At 71.6% G+C, this 20,241-nt stretch carries 20 protein-coding genes; all 20 read left to right on the top strand.

Going from position 1 to position 20,241, the window contains the following annotated elements; translation table 11 throughout:
* The first annotated feature begins 12 nt into the window (after positions 1–12).
* The 20 genes from alaS to carB all read left to right on the top strand — a co-directional run bounded on the left by alaS (position 13) and on the right by carB (position 20,235).
* Entirely contained in the window at positions 13–2,691 is a 2,679-nt protein-coding gene (gene alaS / locus EXU48_RS13045; RefSeq protein WP_133108111.1) for an alanine--tRNA ligase, read from the top strand.
* Positions 2,675–3,205, top strand: a complete 531-nt coding sequence (ruvX, locus tag EXU48_RS13050) for a Holliday junction resolvase RuvX (RefSeq protein ID WP_407938736.1) — start codon at positions 2,675–2,677, stop codon at positions 3,203–3,205. The genes alaS and ruvX overlap by 17 nt, the downstream gene beginning before the upstream one ends.
* Positions 3,202–4,395, top strand: coding sequence for an endolytic transglycosylase MltG (mltG, locus tag EXU48_RS13055; RefSeq protein ID WP_133108112.1), 1,194 nt, complete (start codon positions 3,202–3,204; stop codon positions 4,393–4,395). Before ruvX ends, mltG begins: the two co-directional genes overlap by 4 nt.
* Positions 4,396–4,397: 2 nt before the next feature.
* Entirely contained in the window at positions 4,398–5,246 is an 849-nt protein-coding gene (locus tag EXU48_RS13060; RefSeq protein WP_133108113.1) for a shikimate dehydrogenase, read from the top strand.
* A gap of 5 nt (positions 5,247–5,251) precedes the next feature.
* Entirely contained in the window at positions 5,252–5,902 is a 651-nt protein-coding gene (locus EXU48_RS13065; protein WP_133108114.1) for a prepilin peptidase, read from the top strand.
* A gap of 95 nt (positions 5,903–5,997) precedes the next feature.
* On the top strand, positions 5,998–7,215 hold the full coding sequence (gene aroC / locus EXU48_RS24780) for a chorismate synthase (protein ID WP_133108115.1): 1,218 nt from the start codon (positions 5,998–6,000) through the stop codon (positions 7,213–7,215).
* A complete protein-coding gene (locus EXU48_RS13075; RefSeq protein ID WP_133108116.1) occupies positions 7,212–7,733 on the top strand; it encodes a shikimate kinase in 522 nt (173 codons plus the stop codon). Before aroC ends, EXU48_RS13075 begins: the two co-directional genes overlap by 4 nt.
* A complete protein-coding gene (aroB, locus tag EXU48_RS13080) occupies positions 7,730–8,866 on the top strand; it encodes a 3-dehydroquinate synthase (protein ID WP_235857011.1) in 1,137 nt (378 codons plus the stop codon). The genes EXU48_RS13075 and aroB overlap by 4 nt, the downstream gene beginning before the upstream one ends.
* Positions 8,863–9,300, top strand: coding sequence for a type II 3-dehydroquinate dehydratase (locus EXU48_RS13085; protein ID WP_133108117.1), 438 nt, complete (start codon positions 8,863–8,865; stop codon positions 9,298–9,300). Before aroB ends, EXU48_RS13085 begins: the two co-directional genes overlap by 4 nt.
* Before the next feature lie 59 nt (positions 9,301–9,359).
* Positions 9,360–9,989 (top strand): hypothetical protein, encoded by a 630-nt coding sequence (locus tag EXU48_RS13090; RefSeq protein ID WP_133108118.1) that lies wholly within the window; start codon positions 9,360–9,362, stop codon positions 9,987–9,989.
* A gap of 7 nt (positions 9,990–9,996) precedes the next feature.
* The gene (locus EXU48_RS13095) at positions 9,997–10,410 is read left to right on the top strand and encodes a hypothetical protein (protein WP_133108119.1); all 414 of its coding nucleotides are present in this window, start codon (positions 9,997–9,999) and stop codon (positions 10,408–10,410) included.
* Between the two features lie 102 nt (positions 10,411–10,512).
* Positions 10,513–11,076: an elongation factor P gene (gene efp, locus EXU48_RS13100; protein WP_133108120.1), complete on the top strand. Its 564-nt coding sequence runs from the start codon at positions 10,513–10,515 to the stop codon at positions 11,074–11,076.
* Positions 11,076–11,525, top strand: a complete 450-nt coding sequence (gene nusB, locus EXU48_RS13105) for a transcription antitermination factor NusB (protein ID WP_133108121.1) — start codon at positions 11,076–11,078, stop codon at positions 11,523–11,525. The genes efp and nusB overlap by 1 nt, the downstream gene beginning before the upstream one ends.
* Positions 11,526–11,554: 29 nt before the next feature.
* A complete protein-coding gene (locus EXU48_RS13110; RefSeq protein ID WP_133108122.1) occupies positions 11,555–12,004 on the top strand; it encodes a nitroreductase family deazaflavin-dependent oxidoreductase in 450 nt (149 codons plus the stop codon).
* Between the two features lie 119 nt (positions 12,005–12,123).
* Positions 12,124–12,591, top strand: a complete 468-nt coding sequence (locus EXU48_RS13115; RefSeq protein ID WP_207947725.1) for a carboxymuconolactone decarboxylase family protein — start codon at positions 12,124–12,126, stop codon at positions 12,589–12,591.
* 103 nt (positions 12,592–12,694) lie between these two features.
* On the top strand, positions 12,695–13,252 hold the full coding sequence (gene pyrR / locus EXU48_RS13120) for a bifunctional pyr operon transcriptional regulator/uracil phosphoribosyltransferase PyrR (RefSeq protein WP_133108123.1): 558 nt from the start codon (positions 12,695–12,697) through the stop codon (positions 13,250–13,252).
* Positions 13,249–14,232: an aspartate carbamoyltransferase catalytic subunit gene (locus EXU48_RS13125; RefSeq protein ID WP_133108124.1), complete on the top strand. Its 984-nt coding sequence runs from the start codon at positions 13,249–13,251 to the stop codon at positions 14,230–14,232. The genes pyrR and EXU48_RS13125 overlap by 4 nt, the downstream gene beginning before the upstream one ends.
* On the top strand, positions 14,229–15,584 hold the full coding sequence (locus EXU48_RS13130; protein ID WP_133108125.1) for a dihydroorotase: 1,356 nt from the start codon (positions 14,229–14,231) through the stop codon (positions 15,582–15,584). The genes EXU48_RS13125 and EXU48_RS13130 overlap by 4 nt, the downstream gene beginning before the upstream one ends.
* Positions 15,585–15,619: 35 nt before the next feature.
* Complete coding sequence (gene carA, locus EXU48_RS13135; RefSeq protein ID WP_133108126.1) at positions 15,620–16,876, top strand: glutamine-hydrolyzing carbamoyl-phosphate synthase small subunit; 1,257 nt, start codon at positions 15,620–15,622, stop codon at positions 16,874–16,876.
* Positions 16,876–20,235, top strand: coding sequence for a carbamoyl-phosphate synthase large subunit (gene carB, locus EXU48_RS13140; RefSeq protein WP_133108127.1), 3,360 nt, complete (start codon positions 16,876–16,878; stop codon positions 20,233–20,235). The genes carA and carB overlap by 1 nt, the downstream gene beginning before the upstream one ends.
* Positions 20,236–20,241: the final 6 nt, after the last annotated feature.

A 20,241-nucleotide genomic window follows, 5' to 3' on the forward strand; every position in this document is an offset into this window, starting at 1 on the left:
AACGAAGGACCCATGCGCACCGCCGAGATCCGACGCCGATGGCTGACCTACTTCTCCGACCGCGGTCACGCCGTCGTGCCGTCCGCCTCGCTGATCTCCCCGGACCCCTCCACGCTCTTCGTGATCGCGGGCATGGTCCCGTTCATCCCGTACATGACGGGGGAGCGGACCCCCCCGTGGTCGAGGGCGACCAGTGTGCAGAAGTGTGTGCGGACCTCGGACATCGAGGAGGTCGGCAAGACCACCCGGCACGGCACGTTCTTCCAGATGAACGGCAACTTCTCCTTCGGCGACTACTTCAAGGAGGAGGCGATCCGGTACGCCTGGGAGTTCATCACCGGCTCCGAGGACGAGGGACGGCTGGGCTTCGACCCGGACGTCATCTGGGTCACCGTCTACGACGACGACGACGAGGCGTTCCGCCTCTGGCAGGAGATCGCCGGCCTCCCGCCGGAGCGGATCCAGCGCCGTGGCATGCGGGACAACTATTGGTCCACCGGTGCTCGCGGACCGGCCGGACCGTGCTCGGAGATCTACGTCGACCGCGGACCCGAGTACGGGCTCGAAGGTGGACCCATCGCCGATGAGGACCGCTACCTCGAGATCTGGAACCTCGTGTTCATGCAGTACGAGCGTGCGAACGGCGGCACGAAGGACCATTTCGAGATCCTCGGCGAGCTACGCCAGAAGAACATCGACACCGGCATGGGCCTTGAACGGGTGGCGTTCCTCAAGCAGGGCGTCGACAACATGTACGAGATCGACGAGGTCTTCCCGGTCATCGCGGCGGCGCAGCGGCTCTCCGGCCGGCGCTACGGCGACGACCACGACGACGACGTCCGCATGCGCGTCGTCGCCGACCACGTGCGCTCGGCCCTGATGCTGATCTCGGACGGGATCAAGCCCGCGAACGAGGGCCGCGGCTACGTGCTGCGCCGGCTGCTGCGCCGCGCCGTGCGCGCGATGCGGCTGCTCGGCGTCACCGAACCGACCCTGCCCGTGCTGTTGCCGGTGTCCAAGGACGCGATGAAGGCGTCCTACCCGGAGCTCGAGGCCGACTTCGCACGGATCTCCCAGGTGGCCTACGGCGAGGAGGAGGCGTTCCGGCGCACCCTCGACTCCGGTACCTCGATCCTCGACACCGCGGTGCGGAAGGTGAAGTCCTCCGGTGGTGACCTGCTCGCCGGCGACCAGGCGTTCGCGCTGCACGACACGTACGGCTTCCCGATCGACCTGACCCTCGAGATGGCTGCGGAACAGGGCCTGAAGGTCGACGAGGAGGCGTTCCGCACCCTGATGACCGAGCAGCGTCAGCGCGCCCGCGCGGACGCGCTCGCCAAGCGCTCCGGACAGGTCGACACCCAGGTGTACCAGGGGCTACAGGCTGCGCTGGGCGCGCCCGTGCAGTTCCTCGGCTACACCGACCACACCGCGCCCGCGCGGGTCGCGGCGATCCTGGTCGACGGCGTGGCGGTGCCCCAGGCGCAGGCACCCGCCGACATCGAGGTGGTGCTCGACCGCACGCCGTTCTACGCCGAGGCCGGCGGTCAGCTCGCCGACCACGGCACCATCGTGCTCGACGGGGGCGGGATCGTCGAGGTGGACGACGTCCAGGCACCGATCAAGGGCATGCCGGTGCACCGCGGCCGGCTCGTCGACGGTCAGGCGACCCTCGACGAGGGTGCGACGGCCACGATCAACACCGACCGCCGTCGGGCGATCAGCCGGGCCCACACGGCCACGCACATGGTGCACAAGGCGCTGCGCGAGTCCCTCGGCGACTCCGCCACCCAGGCGGGCTCCGAGAACGCCCCGAGCCGGGTGCGGTTCGACTTCCGGTCCGGCTCCGGCGTGCCCACCGGCGTGCTGTCCGAGATCGAGGAACGCGTGAACACCCAACTCGCCGAGAACCTCGAGGTGACCGACGCGGTCATGGGCCTGGACGAGGCCCGCGCCCAGGGCGCCATGGCCCTGTTCGGTGAGAAGTACGGCGACCGGGTCCGGGTGGTCTCGATCGGCGGCGACTGGTCCAAGGAGTTGTGCGGTGGCACCCACGTGCGCACCTCCGGGGAACTCGGCCTGGTGACCCTCCTCGGCGAGGCCTCGATCGGCTCCGGGGTGCGCCGCATCGACGCGCTCGTCGGCGCCGGGGCGTACACGTTCCAGGCCCGTGAGCACGCCCTCGTCGGCCAGTTGTCCCAGCTCGTCGGCGCCCGCAGCGAGGAGTTGCCCGAGCGCGTCTCCGGGCTGCTCACCCGGCTCAAGGACGCCGAGAAGGAGCTCGCCGCACTGCGTCAGGGCCAGTTGCTCGCCGGTGCCGGAAAGCTCGCTGCCGAAGCGGCCACGCATGGCGGCCTGCGGGTGGTGACCACCGACATCGGGGAGGTCTCCTCCGCCGACGACGTACGCACCCTCGTCCTGGACGTGCGGAACCGGCTCGGCAACGCCGCCGGCGCCGTGGTCGCCATCGGGGCGATCGTCAAGGACCGGCCGGTGGTCGTGGTCGCGACGAACGAGGCGGCTCGGAGCGCGGGTGCGAAGGCGGGCGCCCTGGTCCGGACGGCGGCCGGCCGGCTCGGCGGCGGCGGTGGCGGCAAGGACGACATCGCTCAGGGTGGCGGCACCGACGCCGCGGCGTTGGCGGACGCGCTGGCGGCGATCACCACGGACCTGGATGCCATCGGTGACTGACGGGCCCGGGGGCATGCGGACCGGCGTCCGGATCGGCGTCGACGTCGGCACCGTCCGGATCGGCGTGGCGCGTTGCGACCCGCACGGGATGCTGGCCACCCCGGTGCGGACCGTGGCGCGTTCGGGGCCCGGTCGGGGGGTCGACGAACTGGCGCAGATCGTCGCCGATTACGAGGCGATCGAGGTCGTCGTCGGCCTGCCCAGGAGCCTGTCCGGGCAGGAGGGTGCTGCGGCACGCAGTGTTCGCGCGTACGCTGGAGCGATTGCGAAGGCGGTACGTCCCCTCCCCGTGCGCCTTGTCGACGAGCGGCTGACGACCGTGTCGGCACACCAGGCCCTGCACGCCTCGGGACGCGCCGGCCGCAAGCACCGACAAGTAGTGGACCAGGTCGCCGCGACCATGATCCTGCAGGCTGCGCTCGACCAGGAGCGCCACCTCGGTCAGCCACCCGGCACGGCCGTCGGCGGCGAGGACAGTGCGAACGAATCGAGACCCCAGGAGGAGGAACGGTGACCGACCTCTTCGACGAAGCCTTCACGGGCTCCGCGGCCCCCGAACCGCAGCGGGCCACCTCCCGACGCAACTCACAGCGCCGACGCGAGGCCAAGCGACGCGCGCAACGGCGCCGGAACATGATCACGTTCTTCGTGATGATCGTCTCCATCGCGCTGCTCGTCGGTGGTGCCTGGGTGCTGATCCGCCCGATGATCTCCGGCGACGGCGCACCGAGCGCGACCGTCTCCGACTACCCGGGCCCCGGCACCGGTGAGGTGCAGATCGTGGTCAACACGGGTGAGACCGGCGCCGACATCGCGACCACGCTCGTCGACAACGACGTCGTGGCCACCACCGGAGCCTTCGTGCAGGCCTACAACACCAACCCCGACGCCGTCAGCATCCAGGCCGGGACCTACACGCTGCAGTCGCAGATGAACGCCGCCGACGCCGTCGCCGCGCTCCTCGACCCGGCCAGCCGGTCCGACCTGACCATCACGATCCCGGAGGGCTGGCGGGCCACGAAGATCTACGCCCGGATCGCGAACCGGCTCGGCATCACCGAGGAGGAGGTGGCCACGGCCGCCGCCGAGGTCGCCGCGTCCTACCTGCCGGCGGAGGCCGGTGGCGAGATCGAGGGCTGGCTGTTCGCGTCCACGTACACGATCCAGACCGACTCCACCGCGACCTCGGTGCTGCAGCAGATGGTCGACCTGACCGTGGCGAACCTCGACGAGCGGAACATCGCGGCCGAGGATCGTGAGGAGCTCCTGATCAAGGCGTCGATCGTCGAGGCCGAGGTCGCCAACCAGGACGACTGGAACATGGTGGCCCGGGTGGTCGAGAACCGGCTCGCGGGTTGCACCGGTGACGGCACCCTCGGGATGGACTCCACCTACGCCTACGGGCTGAACAAGATCGCGCCTGAGATCACCCGCACCGAGTGGGAGACCGAGCACCCGTTCAACACCCGGATCGTGCCCGGACTGCCGCCGACGCCGATCGGGGCACCCGGTGCCGGAGCTCTCGACGCCGTGCTGAACCCGCCCGAGGGCGACTGGTGCTACTTCGTCACCGTGAACCCGACGACCGGTGAGACCCGCTTCACCGCGGACTACGACGAACATCTGGAGAATCAGCGGCTGTACCGCGAGTGGCTCGCCGAACAGACCGCTGCGCCGGAGGAGACCACGGAGGGCGAAGGCTGAGCATGCGGCACCATGCGGCGGTGCTCGGTCACCCCGTCGCGCACTCGCTGTCACCGGTGTTGCACCGGGCCGCGTATGCCGACCTCGGGCTCACGGAGTGGGAGTACGGGCTGCACGACGTCGACGAAGGTGACCTCTCGGCGTTCGTGCGCGGCCTCGACGACTCCTGGGCCGGCCTCTCGCTGACCATGCCGCTCAAGCAGCAGGCGCTGGCCCTCAGCGACCACGTGGAGCCGCTCGCCAAGGTGGTGGGCGCCGTCAATACGCTGCTGTTCCAACCCGGCGGCCTGCTGATCGGCGCGAACACCGACGTCCACGGCATCGTCGAGGCATTGCGGGAGGCGACGCCCCAGCCACCGCGCGCCGACGCCCGGCGCGGCGTGATCATCGGCGCCGGGTCGACCGCGGCGGCCGCCCTGGCCGCGCTCGGTGAGTTGGGCATCCACGCACCGGTGGTACTGGCGCGTTCGGTCGGGCGGGCAGGGATCGTGATGCGTGCCGCCGCACGGATGGGCGTCACCCCCGAGTACGTCACCCTGACCGACGACCGGGCCCGTGCCGAACTGCTCGGCGCCGATGTGGTGGTCTCGACGGCGCCGCACGGCGCGGCGGACTCCCTGGTCGCTCTGCTCGACGGCGCCGCACTGGACCCCGATCAGGTCCTGTTGGACGTGGTCTACGAGGGCTGGCCGACGGCGGTCGCGGCCGCCTGGCGGTCGGCCGGCGGATCGATCTCGCCCGGGTATCTGATGCTGCTGCACCAGGCCGTCGAGCAGGTCCGGCTGATGACGGGGCAGACCGGCCCCGTGGCGGCCATGCGCGCCGCCCTCATGCAGGCGCTGGCGGACTGACCGGCATGGGGGATCCGGTGGTGGTGCTGGTCTGCGCCGCGCTGACGGGCCTGGTCGCGCTCGCGCTGACGCCGTGGCTGCGGGTCCGTTGCGGCGAGGAGTCCACCCTGCCGAACTCGGGCCTGCACGCGATGCTGGCGAGCCTGGGCGGTGCCGGTGCGGCGATCCTGGCCGATGGCTGGGCCGAACTGGTGGCGCTGGCCGTCGCCGCCCTGGCGTGCTCGCTGCTGGTCGTGGTGGACGTGGCGACCCACCGGCTGCCGGACGTGATCGTGGTGCCGGCGTCCGCCGTCGTCCTCCTTGCCCTCGTGGTCGCGGCCGCGACCACGGGCACCTGGGCGGACCTGCTGCGGGCCCTCGCCGGGGCGGCCGCCGTGGGGGTCGGCCTGCTTCTGCTGTGCCTGGCCAGCCCGACCGGTCTCGGCCTGGGCGATGTGAAGCTGGGCGCACTGCTGGGCCTGGTCCTCGGCTGGACCGGGTGGGCCGCGGTGGCGGCCGGGGTGCTGGCGGCGTTCGTGCTCGGTGGCCTGTTCGCGGTGATCCTGCTCGCCACCACGAAGGCGGACCGGCGCACGGCGGTCGCGTTCGGGCCGTGGCTGATCGCGGGCGCCGTGGTCGGTATGGTCTGGGGTCCGGCGCTGCTCGGCATGTCCTGAGCCGCCGGAGCCGCCCCGGCCGGCCGGGCCGGTGGAACTGATCGAAGTCCGGACGGCGCCCGGACCGGACGGCGCGCCGTGGGACACTAGCGATCATGCTCAGATGGTTGACGGCCGGGGAGTCCCACGGCCAAGCGCTCGTCGGGATCATCGAGGGGGTGCCGGCCGGGGTCACCGTCGGCAGCGCCGAGATCCGCACCGCCCTCGCTCGGCGCCGACTCGGCCACGGCCGGGGCGCACGGATGAAGTTCGAACAGGACGAGGTGCGGGTCCTCGGGGGTGTCCGGCACGGTGTCACGATGGGCTCACCGGTCGCGATCGAGATCGGCAACTCGGAGTGGCCCAAGTGGGAGCAGGTCATGGCCGCCGACCCGGTCGGCGCGGGTGTCCTCGAGATCGACGCGGGCACCGGTGACGCACGGGAGCAGGCGCGTAACAAGCCGCTGACCACGCCGCGCCCGGGCCATGCCGACCTGGTCGGCATGGAGAAGTACCACCTGAGCGATGCCCGGCCGGTGCTTGAACGGGCCTCCGCGCGCGAGACGGCCACCCGGGTGGCGCTCGGCACCGTCGCCGCCGCCCTCCTCGAGCAGGCCGCCGGTGTACGCCTGGTCTCCCACGTGGTCTCGGTCGGTCCGGTGGGCACACCCGAGGACGCCCCGCGCCCGGGACCCGACGACGTCGCGGCCCTGGACGCGGATCCGATCCGCAGCTTCCACGCCGAGACGTCCGCCGCGATGATCGCCGAGATCGACGACGCGAAGAAGGCCGGGGACACCCTCGGCGGCGTGGTCGAGGTGCTCGCCTACGGACTGCCCCCGGGCCTCGGCAGCTACGTGCACAGCGACCGGCGCCTCGACGCCAGGCTGGCCGGCGCGCTGATGGGCATCCAGGCGATCAAGGGGGTCGAGGTCGGGGACGGGTTCCGTACCGCTGCCCGGCGCGGCTCGGCCGCCCACGACGAGATCACCCGCGACGCCGACGGCCGGGTCCGGCGGCGCACGAACCGCGCCGGCGGCATCGAGGGTGGCATGTCCAACGGTGAGGTCCTCGCCGTGCGGGCCGCCCTCAAGCCCATCTCGACCGTGCCACGCGCCCTCGAGACCATCGACGTCGCGACCGGCGAGTCGGCGACCGCCCTGCATCAGCGGTCCGACACCTGCGCGGCCGCCCCGGCCGCGGTGGTCGCCGAGGCGATGGTGGCGCTCGTCCTGGCGGAGGCCCTGATGGAGAAGTTCGGCGGAGACGCGATCTCCGAGACCGCCCGGAACGTGGCCACCTACCTCGACTCGATCCCGGAGACCATGAAGTGAGCGCCGCCACGAACGGACCGGCCCTGATCCTGATCGGCCCGCCCGGCGCCGGCAAGTCGACCGTTGGCCACCTGCTCGCAGCCGCCTGGGGCACGACGTTCCGGGACACCGACGCCGACGTGGAGGCGGCCGCAGGCCGCAGCATCCCGGACATCTTCATCGACGACGGCGAGGAGGTCTTCCGAGCACTGGAGCGCACGGCCGTGGCGACGGCGTTGGCCGAGCACGACGGCATCCTCGCCCTGGGTGGGGGCGCGGTGCTCGACGAGGGTACGCAGGCGGCACTGGCGGGCCGCCGCGTCGTCTACCTGTCGGTGTCCCTGGCGCACGCGTCACCGCGGGTCGGACTGAGCGGCAACCGCCCTTTGCTCGTGGGCAGCCCGCGGCGGCAGTGGCAGGTGCTGATGGACGCCCGCAGGCCGGTGTACACCGCTCTCGCCTCCGTGGAGGTCAGCACCGACGGCCGGTCCCCGGAACAGGTCCGGGACGCCGTGCTCGCCGAGGTGGCCCTGCCGTGACCGTCACCCGCATCCACGTCACCGCGGAGCGCAGTTACGACGTGCTGATCGGACGCGGGCTCGCGGGTGAGCTGCCCGGACTCGTGGGCGCCGGCACCCGCCGGGTGCTGCTGGTCCACCAGGTCGCCGTCGCGGACGCGGCCGAGGGGTTCCGTTCGGCCCTGACCGCCGCCGGGTTCGAGGTGCACCCGAGCCCGATCCCGGACGCGGAGGGGGCCAAGACCGCGACGGTCGCGGCCGGGTGCTGGGAACAGCTCGGTCTGGCCGGGTTCACCCGGGACGACGTCGTCATCGGGCTCGGCGGGGGAGCGGCCACCGACCTGGCCGGGTTCGTCGCGGCCACCTGGCTGCGTGGGGTCAGGGTGATCCAGGTGCCCACCACCCTGCTCGGGATGGTGGACGCCGCCGTGGGCGGCAAGACCGGGATCAACACGGCCGAGGGCAAGAACCTCGTGGGGGCGTTCCACTCCCCGGTCGGGGTGCTCTGCGACCTCGACACCCTGGCGACCCTGCCCGCCGCGGATCTTGCCGCCGGGCTGGCCGAGGTGGTCAAGTGCGGGTTCATCGACGACCCCCGGATCCTCGAGCTCGTCGAGGCGGATCCGGACGCCGCCCGCGACCCGGCCGCACCGGTGCTGCGTGAACTCGTGGAGCGCGCGGTCGCGACGAAGGCCCGGGTGGTCTCGGCGGACCTGCGCGAGGCCGATCTGCGCGAGATCCTGAACTACGGGCACACCTTCGGTCATGCGATCGAGCACCACGAGCAGTTCCGGTGGCGGCATGGGGAAGCGGTGGCGGTGGGCTTGGTGTTCGCCGCGGAGCTGGCCCACCTCGCCGGGCGCCTGGACGCCGATCTGGCCGACCGGCACCGCCGGATCCTGGCCTCGCTCGGATTGCCCACCGGTTACCCGGCCGGGCACTGGGACGCGTTGCTCACCGCGATGCGCCGGGACAAGAAGACCCGGGGCGCGACCCTGCGGTTCGTGATCCTCGACGGCTTGGCCCGGCCGACCCGGCTCGAGGGCCCGACGCCGGAGCTCCTGATGGCCGCCTATGCCGCCATCAGCTCGCCCGCCGCCCCCGCCGGTGCCAACAGTGCCAACAGTGCCAACAGTGCCACGGAGCTCCCATGACCGACGTCCTCGTCCTGAACGGTCCGAACCTGGGCCGGCTCGGCTCACGCGAGCCCGATGTCTACGGCGTTCTCGACCACGCCGGGCTGACCGCCGCGATCGGGCAGTGGGCCGACGCCCTCGGCCTGACCGCCGAGGTGCGCCAGAGCGACGACGAGGCCGAGCTCGTCCACTGGCTGCACGAGGCGGTCGACGCCCGTCGGGACGTGGTGCTCAACCCGGCCGCGTTCACCCACTACTCCTACGCGCTGCGGGACGCCGCCGCCCAGGTGACCACCTCGGGTCTGCGCCTGATCGAGGTCCACCTGACCAACCCGGCCACGCGCGAGCGGTTCCGGCACAACAGCGTGATCGGTGGGGTCGCCACCGGGACCGTCGCCGGCTTCGGGACGGACTCCTACCGGCTCGCCCTGGCGGCGCTCGTCGAGGCTTGATCCTTTTGAATCAAGCCCTAAGGCTTGATACATATCAATCAAGACTGTAGCCTTGTCTCGTGTTCGTACTGACGGTGGACCAGGACGCCTCCAGGCGGCGCGGGGACCGTGTCGACGCCGCGCTGGCCGGGCTCGACGCCCACATCGACGCCCGCGGCCTCGCCACCGACCTGGCGCTGCCCTTCGAGCGCACGGTGGGGGACGAGATCCAGGGGGTGGTGACCGGCGCCCCGGCCGCCCTCGACCTCGTCCTGTACCTCCAGCGGCGAGCCGAATGGAGCGTGGGGGTGGGCGTCGGCCCGGTCGACCTGCCGCTCGCCGGCAGCGCGCGGGCCTCCTCGGGTGAGGCGTTCGTACGCGCCCGGGCCGCCGTCGAGCGTGCCAAGGGCAAGTCGGTGCCGGTGCCCCTGGCGCTGGACGCGGGCGAGCGCCCGAACGGGGCCGCCGACGAGGCGGAGGCGCTGGTGCAGTTGCTGGCCGCCGTGGTCCGGCGACGTACCGAGCGCGGTTGGGAGGTGGTCGACCTCCTCACCGACGGCGTCGGGACGGCTCGCGAGGCGGCCTCTCGCCTCGGGATCACGCCGCAGGCCGTGAGCCAGCGCCTGGACGCGGCGATGTGGTCGGTCCAGGACCGGGTCCACCCCCTCGCGGAGCGTCTGCTGGCCGACCTGGACCTCGCCGCGACATGATGGCGCGGTGAACCTCGTCCTCACCATCGAGATCGCGGCCGCCGCCCTGGTCATCTCCGCAGGCGCCGGCGGCCCCATCACCGCCTGGATCCTGCGCCTGGCCAGCCGGAAGCGACTCGAGGACGCCGCCGAACGGGACGGCGCGGATCCCGACGACCGGCAGGCCGACCCGGCCGCCGAGCAATTGCGCGGCGGTGCCTGGATCGGAGTCCTCGAGCGACTGGCGATCACCGGCTCGATCCTGGTCGGATACCCGGCCGCCATCGCCGTCGTGGTCGCGGTCAAGGGTCTCGGCCGGTTCCCGGAGATCCACGGCAGCGTAGGGGTCTCGGAGCGGTTCATCATCGGAACGCTGGCCTCCTACCTCTGGGCGGGCGCGATCGGCGTGGCAGCGGTGGCGGCCCTCGGCGCGTTACCCTGAGGGCCGCACCTTTCCTGCACCGGGCCCGGTGACCGCAGATCCCGTGCGCCCCCGTCGGCCCGCCCGGATCCGACAGACCGAACAGAAACGAAGGAAACGCCTGTGGCATCGACGAACGACCTCAAGAACGGCCTGGTTCTCAACATCGACGGCCAGCTCTGGTCCGTGGTGGAGTTCCAGCACGTCAAGCCCGGCAAGGGCCCGGCGTTCGTGCGCACCAAGCTCAAGGGCGTCACCAACGGCAAGGTGGTCGCGAAGACGTTCAACGCGGGCGTGAAGGTGGAGACGGCGAATGTCGACAAGCGCGACATGCAGTACCTGTACCAGGAGGGCGAGGACTTCGTCTTCATGGACACCAGTGACTACGAGCAGATCACCGTGCCCGGCGCGACCGTGGACAGCGCCGCGAACTTCATGCTCGAGGGCCAGGAGGTCATCGTCGCCATCCACGAGGGCACCCCGCTCTACGTGGAGCTGCCGGCGTCCGTGGTCATGGAGATCACCTACACCGAGCCGGGACTGCAGGGCGACCGCTCCTCGGCCGGCACCAAGCCCGCCACGATCGAGACGGGCTACCAGATCCAGGTGCCGCTGTTCCTCGAGACCGGCACGAAGGTCAAGGTCGACACCCGTAGCGGTGACTACCTGGGCCGCGTCAACGACTAGTGGCCGCACGCAGCAAGGCGCGCAAACGCGCGCTCGACGTGCTCTATGAGGCCGATCAGCGCGCCCTCGGCGCCGCCGCGACCGAGGGTGGCGCGGCGCCGACCCTGATGGGTCTGCTCGCGGACCGCATCCTCGAGCCCGGCACCCAGGCCGCGCTGCCCGAGTACTCGGTGCAGATCGTCGAGGGCGTCAGCGAGCACGTGGCCCGGATCGACGAGATCCTGTCGACGTTCTCCCAGGGCTGGACGCTCGCGCGGATGCCCGCAGTGGACCGGGCCATCCTGCGCCTGTCCACGTGGGAGATCCTCTACAACGACGAGGTGCCGGACGCCGTCGCGATCGACGAGGCACTCGAACTCGCCCGGGCGCTGTCCACGGACGACTCGCCGCCGTTCATCAACGGCATGCTGGGTCGGATCGCCCAGTACGGCTCCGACCTCCTGGACTGAACGGACCGACCCTCGACCCGGGAGCAACCATGCCCCTTCACGGTGACTACGCCCCGAGCCCCAGCGACCGCTCGGCCGCACAGGTGGCCGCCTACGAGTCGTCCGGGGGCACGAAGGGCATCACCCTGGGCGGCAAGCCCGTCGTGATCCTGACCACGGTCGGCGCGAGGTCGGGGAAGCTGCGCAAGATCCCGCTGATGCGCGTGGAGCACGACGGCGAGTATCTCGCCGTGGGCTCCTACGGGGGCGGCCCGAGGAACCCCGTCTGGGTCCACAACCTGCTCGCCGACCCTCGGGTGGGGCTCCAGGACGGCCCGCGGACGTGGGACATGGTCGCTCGGGAGCTCACCGGCGCCGAGCGGGACGTCTGGTGGGAGCGTGCGGTCGCCGCATTCGGGACCTACGCGAGCTATCAGCGCAGGACCGAGCGGCTGATCCCCGTGTTCCTGCTCACACCCGCGTCGACGCCGCACGCCTGAGGCCCGCGGTCACAGGGGCACTCGGCACGTCGTCGGGGTCGTCGGAACGTCGTCGGTACGTCGCGGTCAGGTCGTGGACGGGGATGGTCGACCGGTGCGAGTCGAACTAGCGTGGCGGCGTGAACCGGATCTCAGTCCCCGACCTGTTTCCCGACGTCTACCGGCGGCTCCTGACGCTCAACCGGGAGGTCGAGGCGGCCCGGCGCAGCGCCGACGTCGAACTCGCCGTCATCGAGCTCGTGAAGGTGCGTGCCTCGCAGATCAACGGCTGCGCGTTCTGCACGGACATGCACGCCAAGGAGGCCCTGGAGGCCGGCGTCACCGCACGTCAGCTCGCGGTTCTGCCGACCTGGCGCGAGACCCGGCTGTTCACGTCCGCCGAGCGCGCGGCGCTGGACCTGGCGGAGTCGATGAGCCGGCTCGCCCTCACCCAGCACGTGCCCGACGAGGTCTACGCGGCGGCCGCCGAGGTGTTCGACGAGGACCAGTTGGCCGTGGTGATCTGGGCCGCGGCCGTGATCCAGACCTTCAACGCCCTGAACGTCACCTGCCCGAAGCCGTTGCCGGAGCAGGACTGGCCGAGCTGAGCGCACCCGTGCGGATCGGGTCGCCGGGGGCGGTAAGGTGACCGAGGCATGTTGACATTCCTTTAAGCCCGTCCTGTGAGGCGGGGAAGGAGGCTTTCCGCCGGTGACCTCTGGCGCCACGAGCACGACCGTGCTCTCCGAGAACGACATCTCCCGGGCCCTGACCCGGATCGCTCACGAGATTCTCGAACGCAACAAGGGCGGGACCGATCTGGTCCTCCTCGGGATACCGACCAGGGGTGCGCCGCTCGCCCGGCGCCTGGGGGAGCGGATCCTCGACGCGGAGGGCCGTCCCGAGGCCCCGCTCGCGGAGCTGGTCGGCACCCTGGACATCACGATGCACCGGGACGACCTGCGCCGGAACCCCACCCGGGCGCTCGAACCGACCCGGATCCCGCCCGTCGGCCTGGACGAGAAGGTGGTCGTCCTCGTCGACGACGTGCTCTACTCCGGCCGCACCATCCGGGCCGCGCTCGACGCGATCTCCGACCTCGGCCGCCCGCGCGCCGTCCAGCTCGCGGTCCTCGTCGACCGCGGCCACCGGGAACTGCCCATCCGCGCCGACTACATCGGGAAGAACCTGCCCACCTCGCGCAGCGAGCGGGTCAGTGTCCGACTCACCGAGCTCGACGGGTCGGACTCGGTGGTGTTGTCCTCATGAGGCACCTGCTCTCCGCCGGCGACCTGAGCCGCGCCGAGGCGGTCGAGATCCTCGACACCACGTCCACGATGGCCGCCACCCAGTCCCGGGAGATCAAGAAGCTCCCGGCCCTGCGCGGGCTCACCGTGGTGAACCTCTTCTTCGAGGACTCCACCCGGACCCGGATCTCCTTCGAGGCGGCCGCGAAGCGACTTTCAGCGGACGTCATCAACTTCTCCGCCAAGGGATCCTCGGTGTCGAAGGGGGAGTCCCTCAAGGACACCGCGCTCACCCTCGCCGCGATGGGCGCGGATGCCGTGGTGATCCGCCACCAGGCGTCCGGCGCGCCGCACCGGCTGGCGACCTCCGGGTGGATCCGTACCCCCGTGGTGAACGCCGGTGACGGGATGCACCAGCACCCCACCCAGGCGCTGCTCGACGCGTTCACCATGCGTCGCCACCTCGTCGGTGGCGGCGAGGGCGGCGACGGCGTGGGCGAGGACCTGACCGGGGCGAAGGTGGTCATCGTCGGGGATGTGCTGCACTCCCGGGTGGCCCGCTCGAACGTGGACCTGCTGCACACCCTCGGCGCGCACGTCACCCTCGTGGCGCCGCCGACGCTTCTGCCGGTCGGCGTGGACACCTGGCCGTGCGCGGTGTCCTACGACCTGGACGCGAGCATCGCCGACGTCCGCCCGGACGCCATCATGATGCTGCGCGTCCAACGTGAGCGGATGTCGAGCGCCGGGGGCGGATTCTTCCCCTCGCCGATGGAGTACTCGCGCCGGTACGGTCTCGACGGCACCCGCCTGGCCGCCCTGCCCGAGCACTGCGTGGTGATGCACCCCGGCCCGATGAACCGTGGCCTGGAGATCTCCGCGAAGGCGGCCGACTCGCCCCGGTCCACGATCGTGGAACAGGTCGCGAACGGTGTCGCCGTGCGCATGGCCGTGTTGTACCTGCTGCTCGCCGGCGGCACCCCGACCGAAGGATCCCGATGACCAGCTACCTGATCCGCGCCGCGTCCGTCCTCGGCGGCGAGCGCACCGACCTCTATCTCGCCGATGGCGTGATCGCGGCCCTCGGGCCCGACGCGGCCGCGGCCGCGCCGCGCGGCGACGGCGGCAGTGCCGTCGAGGTCGTCGAGATCGACGCGAGCACCCTGATCGCGTTGCCGGGCCTCGTCGACCTGCACACGCACCTGCGCGAACCGGGCCGCGAGGACGCCGAGACGGTCGCCTCCGGTACCCGTGCGGCGGCCGTCGGGGGTTTCACCTGTGTGCACGCGATGGCGAACACGGACCCCGTCGCGGATACCGCGGGCGTGGTCGAGCAGGTCTGGCGACTCGGCCAGGACGCCGGCTGGGCGCAGGTGCGCCCGGTGGGTGCCGTGACCGTCGGACTGCGCGGGGAGCAGCTCGCCGAGCTCGGCGCGATGGCCGACTCCGCGGCGGCCGTGCGGGTGTTCTCCGACGACGGCATGTGCGTCCACGACCCGGTCCTGATGCGGCGGGCCCTGGAGTACGTGAAGGCGTTCGACGGCGTCGTGGCCCAGCACGCGCAGGAGCCACGCCTGACCGCGGGTGCGCTCATGCACGAGGGTGTCGTCTCCGCGGCCCTCGGGCTGACCGGCTGGCCCGCGGTCGCGGAGGAGGCGATCATCGCCCGCGACGTCCTGCTCGCCGAGCACGTGGGCTCCCGCGTGCACATCTGCCACCTCTCGACGGCCGGTTCCGTGGACATCATCCGCTGGGCCAAGGCCCGGGGCATCGACGTGACCGCGGAGGTCACCCCGCACCACCTGGTGCTCACCGACGAGGCGGTGCGCGGCTACGACCCCCAGTTCAAGGTGAACCCGCCGTTGCGCACCGCGGCCGACGTGGCCGCGGTCCGCGCCGGCCTCGCGGACGGCACCATCGATATCGTCGCCACCGACCACGCACCGCATCCGGACGAGGACAAGGACTGCGAGTTCGCCGCCGCCGCGATGGGCATGACCGGGCTGGAGACCGCCCTGTCCGTGGTGGTCGAGGCGATGGTGAACAACCCCGACCACGACTTCGGCTGGGCCGACGTGGCCCGCACCATGTCCGCGGCCCCGGCGGCCATCGGCCGGGTGTCCGAACAGGGGCGCCCGCTCGAGGTCGGGGAGCCCGCGAACCTCGTCCTGGTGGACCCCGAGGCCACCTGGACCGTCGACCCACCGGCCCTGCGCACCGCCAGCTCGAACACCCCCTTCGCGCAGCGCGAACTGCCGGCCCGCGTGGTCGCCACGTTCTGGCGCGGCGCGGCGACCGTGCTCGACGGTGCCCCCCGTGAGGCCCTCCGCGAGCGTGCGGGGGCCGGCGCGTGAACACCCAGCAGCAGATGAATACCGAGGTGAAAGTCATGACGTCCGCAGCGACGCTCGATCCGGCCGCCGACCAGGCCGGCCACGGGGCGGAAACCGCCCTGCTCGTCCTCGAGGACGGCACCGTCATGCGCGGACGCGCCTACGGCGCCCGGGGCGTCACGTTCGGCGAGATCGTCTTCTCCACCGGCATGACCGGCTACCAGGAGACCCTCACCGACCCTTCATACCACCGGCAGATCGTCATCATGACGGCCCCGCACATCGGGAACACCGGCGTGAACGACGAGGACCCCGAGTCCCTGAAGATCTGGGTGGCCGGCTTCGTCGTGCGCGACCGGGCCCGCCGCGCCTCGAGCTGGCGCTCGCGCCGGGAGCTCGAGGACGAGCTGGCCGCGCAGGGCATCGTCTCGATCAGCGACGTGGATACCCGCGCCCTGACCCGCCGGCTGCGGGAGGAGGGTGTGATGCGCGCCGGGATCTTCTCCGGGGACGCACTGCCGGCCCTGCCCGGCCGGCACGGCGAGGCCGAACTGCTCGCGCAGGTCGCGGCCAGCCCGCAGATGACCGGTGCGGACCTGGCCCGCGAGGTGAGCACCCCCGAGCCGTACGTCGTGGAGCCGTCCGGCGAGTTCGCCGGCCGGGACCCGCTCGCCACCGTCGTGGCCGTCGACCTCGGCATCAAGGCGATGACCCCACAGCGGCTCTCCGAGCGCGGCGTCCGGGTGCACGTGGTGCCCTCACGCAGCACGATCACCGACATCACCGCACTGCAGCCGGACGGCGTGTTCTTCTCGAACGGTCCCGGTGACCCCGAGGCGTCCGTCCACGAGGTGGAACTGCTACGCGAGGTTCTCGACGCCGGCCTGCCCTACTTCGGGATCTGCTTCGGCAACCAGATCCTCGGGCGTGCCCTGGGCTACGGCACCTACAAGCTCGGCTACGGCCACCGCGGGCTGAACCAGCCCGTCAAGGACGTCACCACCGGCAAGGTCGAGATCACCTCGCACAACCACGGCTTCGCCGTCGACGCCCCGATCGACGGCGAGTCGACCGCCCCGCATGATGGCGGCCGTTACGGGCGCGTGATCGTCTCCCACATCGGTCTCAACGACAACGTGGTGGAGGGCCTGGAGTGCCTGGACATCCCCGCGTTCTCGGTGCAGTACCACCCGGAGGCCGCGGCCGGCCCACACGACGCCGCCTACCTGTTCGACCGGTTCGTGGACCTGATCACCGGCGGCGCGACGCCGGCCCGGGCCACCGCCCCACAGACCCAGAAGGACGCCAACTGATGCCCCGTCGTTCCGATATTGCCAGCGTCCTCGTGATCGGGTCCGGCCCGATCGTGATCGGCCAGGCCGCAGAGTTCGACTACTCCGGCACCCAGGCCTGTCGCGTCCTGCGCGAGGAGGGTCTGCGGGTCATCCTGGTCAACTCCAACCCGGCCACGATCATGACCGACCCGGAGTTCGCCGACGCCACCTACGTGGAGCCGATCACGCCCGAGGTGGTGGCGTCCATCATCGAGAAGGAACGACCCGACGCCCTGCTGCCGACCCTGGGCGGGCAGACCGCCCTCAACACGGCCATCTCGCTGCACGAGGCCGGGGTGCTGGAACGGTACGGCGTGGAGCTGATCGGCGCGAACATCGACGCCATCAACGCGGCCGAGGACCGACAGCTCTTCAAGGGTGTCGTGGAGCGCTGCGGCGCCGAGGTGGCCCGGTCCGCGATCACCCACTCGATCGAGGACTGCCTGGACGCCGTCGCTGACCTCGGTTACCCGGTCGTGGTGCGCCCCTCCTTCACCATGGGCGGCCTCGGCTCCGGGATCGCCTACGACGAGGCCCAGTTGCGCCAGATCGCCGGCGCCGGGCTGCACTACTCACCGACCACCGAGGTGCTGCTCGAGGAGTCCATCCTCGGCTGGAAGGAGTTCGAGCTCGAACTCATGCGCGACCGCGCGGACAACGTGGTGGTCGTCTGCTCCATCGAGAACTTCGACCCGGTGGGGGTGCACACCGGTGACTCGATCACCGTCGCCCCGGCCCTGACCCTGACCGACCGCGAGTACCAGCGGCTGCGGGACATCTCGATCGCGGTCATCCGTGAGGTCGGGGTGGACACCGGTGGGTGCAACATCCAGTTCGCCGTGGAGCCGTCCACCGGCCGGATCGTGGTCATCGAGATGAACCCCCGGGTGTCCCGCTCGAGCGCCCTGGCCTCCAAGGCCACCGGGTTCCCGATCGCGAAGATCGCCGCCCGCCTCGCCGTGGGCTACACCCTCGACGAGATCCCGAACGACATCACCGGATCCACGCCGGCCTCGTTCGAGCCGACCCTCGACTACGTCGTGGTCAAGGTGCCCCGGTTCGCGTTCGAGAAGTTCCCGGCCGCGGACCCCACCCTCACCACCACGATGAAGAGCGTGGGGGAGGCGATGGCCCTCGGCCGCAACTTCACCGAGGCGCTGCAGAAGGCGATGCGCTCGATCGACACCGACGACTCCTCGTTCACCTGGGCCGGAGAGGTTCCGGACGCCGAGGAGACCGGTCTGCTCCTGGAGTCGATCCGGGTCCCGACCGACCACCGCATCCTCGACCTGCAGCGGGCCATCCGCGGCGGCGCCACCCTTGAGGAGATCACCGCCGCGACCGGGATCGACCCCTGGTTCGTCGACCAGATCATCCTCCTGGACGAGGTCGCGCATGAGATCACCGCGGCCGCGACGCTGCAGCCCGACATCCTCGCCCGGGCGAAGCGGCACGGCTTCTCGGACGCCCAGATCGCGCAGATGCGCGGCCTGGGGGAGGCGACCGTGCGCGAGATGCGCCACGCCTACGGGCTGCGGCCGGTCTACAAGACGGTGGACACCTGTGCCGCCGAGTTCGCCGCCCGGACCCCGTACCACTACTCCAGCTACGACGCCGAGACCGAGGTGGCCGCCCGGGGCCGCCCGGCCGTGCTGATCCTCGGCTCGGGACCGAACCGGATCGGGCAGGGCATCGAGTTCGACTACTCGTGCGTGCACGCGGCCCTGGCGCTCAAGGGCTCGTACGAGACCGTCATGATCAACTGCAACCCGGAGACGGTCTCCACCGACTACGACACCGCGGACCGCCTGTACTTCGAGCCGCTCACGTTCGAGGACGTGCTCGAGGTCTACCTGGCCGAGCTGGCCGTCGGCCCGGTCGCGGGCGTGATCGTGCAGCTCGGTGGGCAGACGCCGCTCAAGCTGGCCGACCGCCTGGCCGCCGCCGGCCTGCCCATCTGGGGCACCCCGCCGTCGGCCATCGACGCGGCCGAGGACCGCGGCCAGTTCGGCCAGGTGCTGCTGAACGCCGGGCTGCCGGCGCCGGCGTTCGGCACCGCGATCTCGCTGGCGCAGGCGACCGAGATCGCGGACCGGATCGGCTACCCGGTCTTGGTGCGACCGTCCTACGTTCTCGGCGGGCGCGGGATGGAGATCGTCTACGACGCCGAGCAGCTCGTCGACTACGTGCGCCGGGCCACCGGCGCCGGTGACGCCGGGGCGCTGCTGCCCGCCCCGGTGCTCGTGGACCGGTTCCTCGACCAGGCGATCGAGATCGACGTGGACGCCCTCTACGACGGCACCGAGCTGTACCTGGGCGGGGTGATGGAACACATCGAGGAGGCGGGGATCCACTCCGGCGACTCCGCGTGCGTGCTGCCACCGGTCACGCTCTCGGACTCCATGATCGACCGGATCCGGACCTCGACCGAGGCGATCGCCGCCGGCGTCGGGGTGCGCGGGCTGATCAACATCCAGTTCGCCCTCGCCGCGGACGTCCTGTACGTCCTCGAGGCGAACCCGCGCGCGTCCCGGACGGTGCCCTTCGTCGCGAAGGCCACCGGCGTGCCGTTGGCGAAGGCGGCGGCGCTGCTGATGAGCGGCCGCTCGATCGCGGACCTGCGCGCGGACGGAGTGCTCCCTGAACAGGACGCCAGCCACACCGATCTCGACGCGCCGATCGCGGTCAAGGAGGCGGTGCTGCCGTTCAAGCGGTTCCGCACCGCGTCCGGTCAGGTCGTGGACACCGTGCTCGGGCCGGAGATGCGCTCCACCGGTGAGGTCATGGGCTACGACGTGGACTTCCCGCTCGCGTTCGCGAAGTCCCAGGCGGCGGCGTTCGGCGGGCTGCCGACCGAGGGCACCGTGTTCGTGTCCGTCGCGGACCGGGACAAGCGGTCCCTGACCATGGCCACCGGCCGGCTGCTGGAGCTCGGCTTCCGGATCCTCGCGACCGCCGGGACCGCGAGCGTGCTGCGCCGCAACGGCCTGTCCGCCGAGGTGGTCCGTAAGGCCTCCGACGGCACCGGCCCGAACGGAGAGCCGACCATCGTCGACCTGATCAACGCCGGGCAGGTGGACATGGTCATCAACACCCCGGGGAGCAAGGGCGCGCGCGCGGACGGGTACGACATCCGGACCGCGACCACCGCAGCAGACAAGGCGATCTCGACCACCACGCAGCAGTTCACGGCGGCGGTCCAGGCGATCGAGGCGATCCGGCGGGGACCGTTCGCGGTGCGCTCGCTGCAGGAGCACGACGCCGCCCGGCTGGCGCGGCACGAGGCAGCGGACCAGGGGCTGACGGGCTCGAGGACGACCGGACGAACCAGGAGATGAGGGAGC

This window comes from Occultella glacieicola (genome assembly GCF_004353825.1).
Lineage (GTDB): Bacteria > Actinomycetota > Actinomycetes > Actinomycetales > Beutenbergiaceae > Occultella > Occultella glacieicola.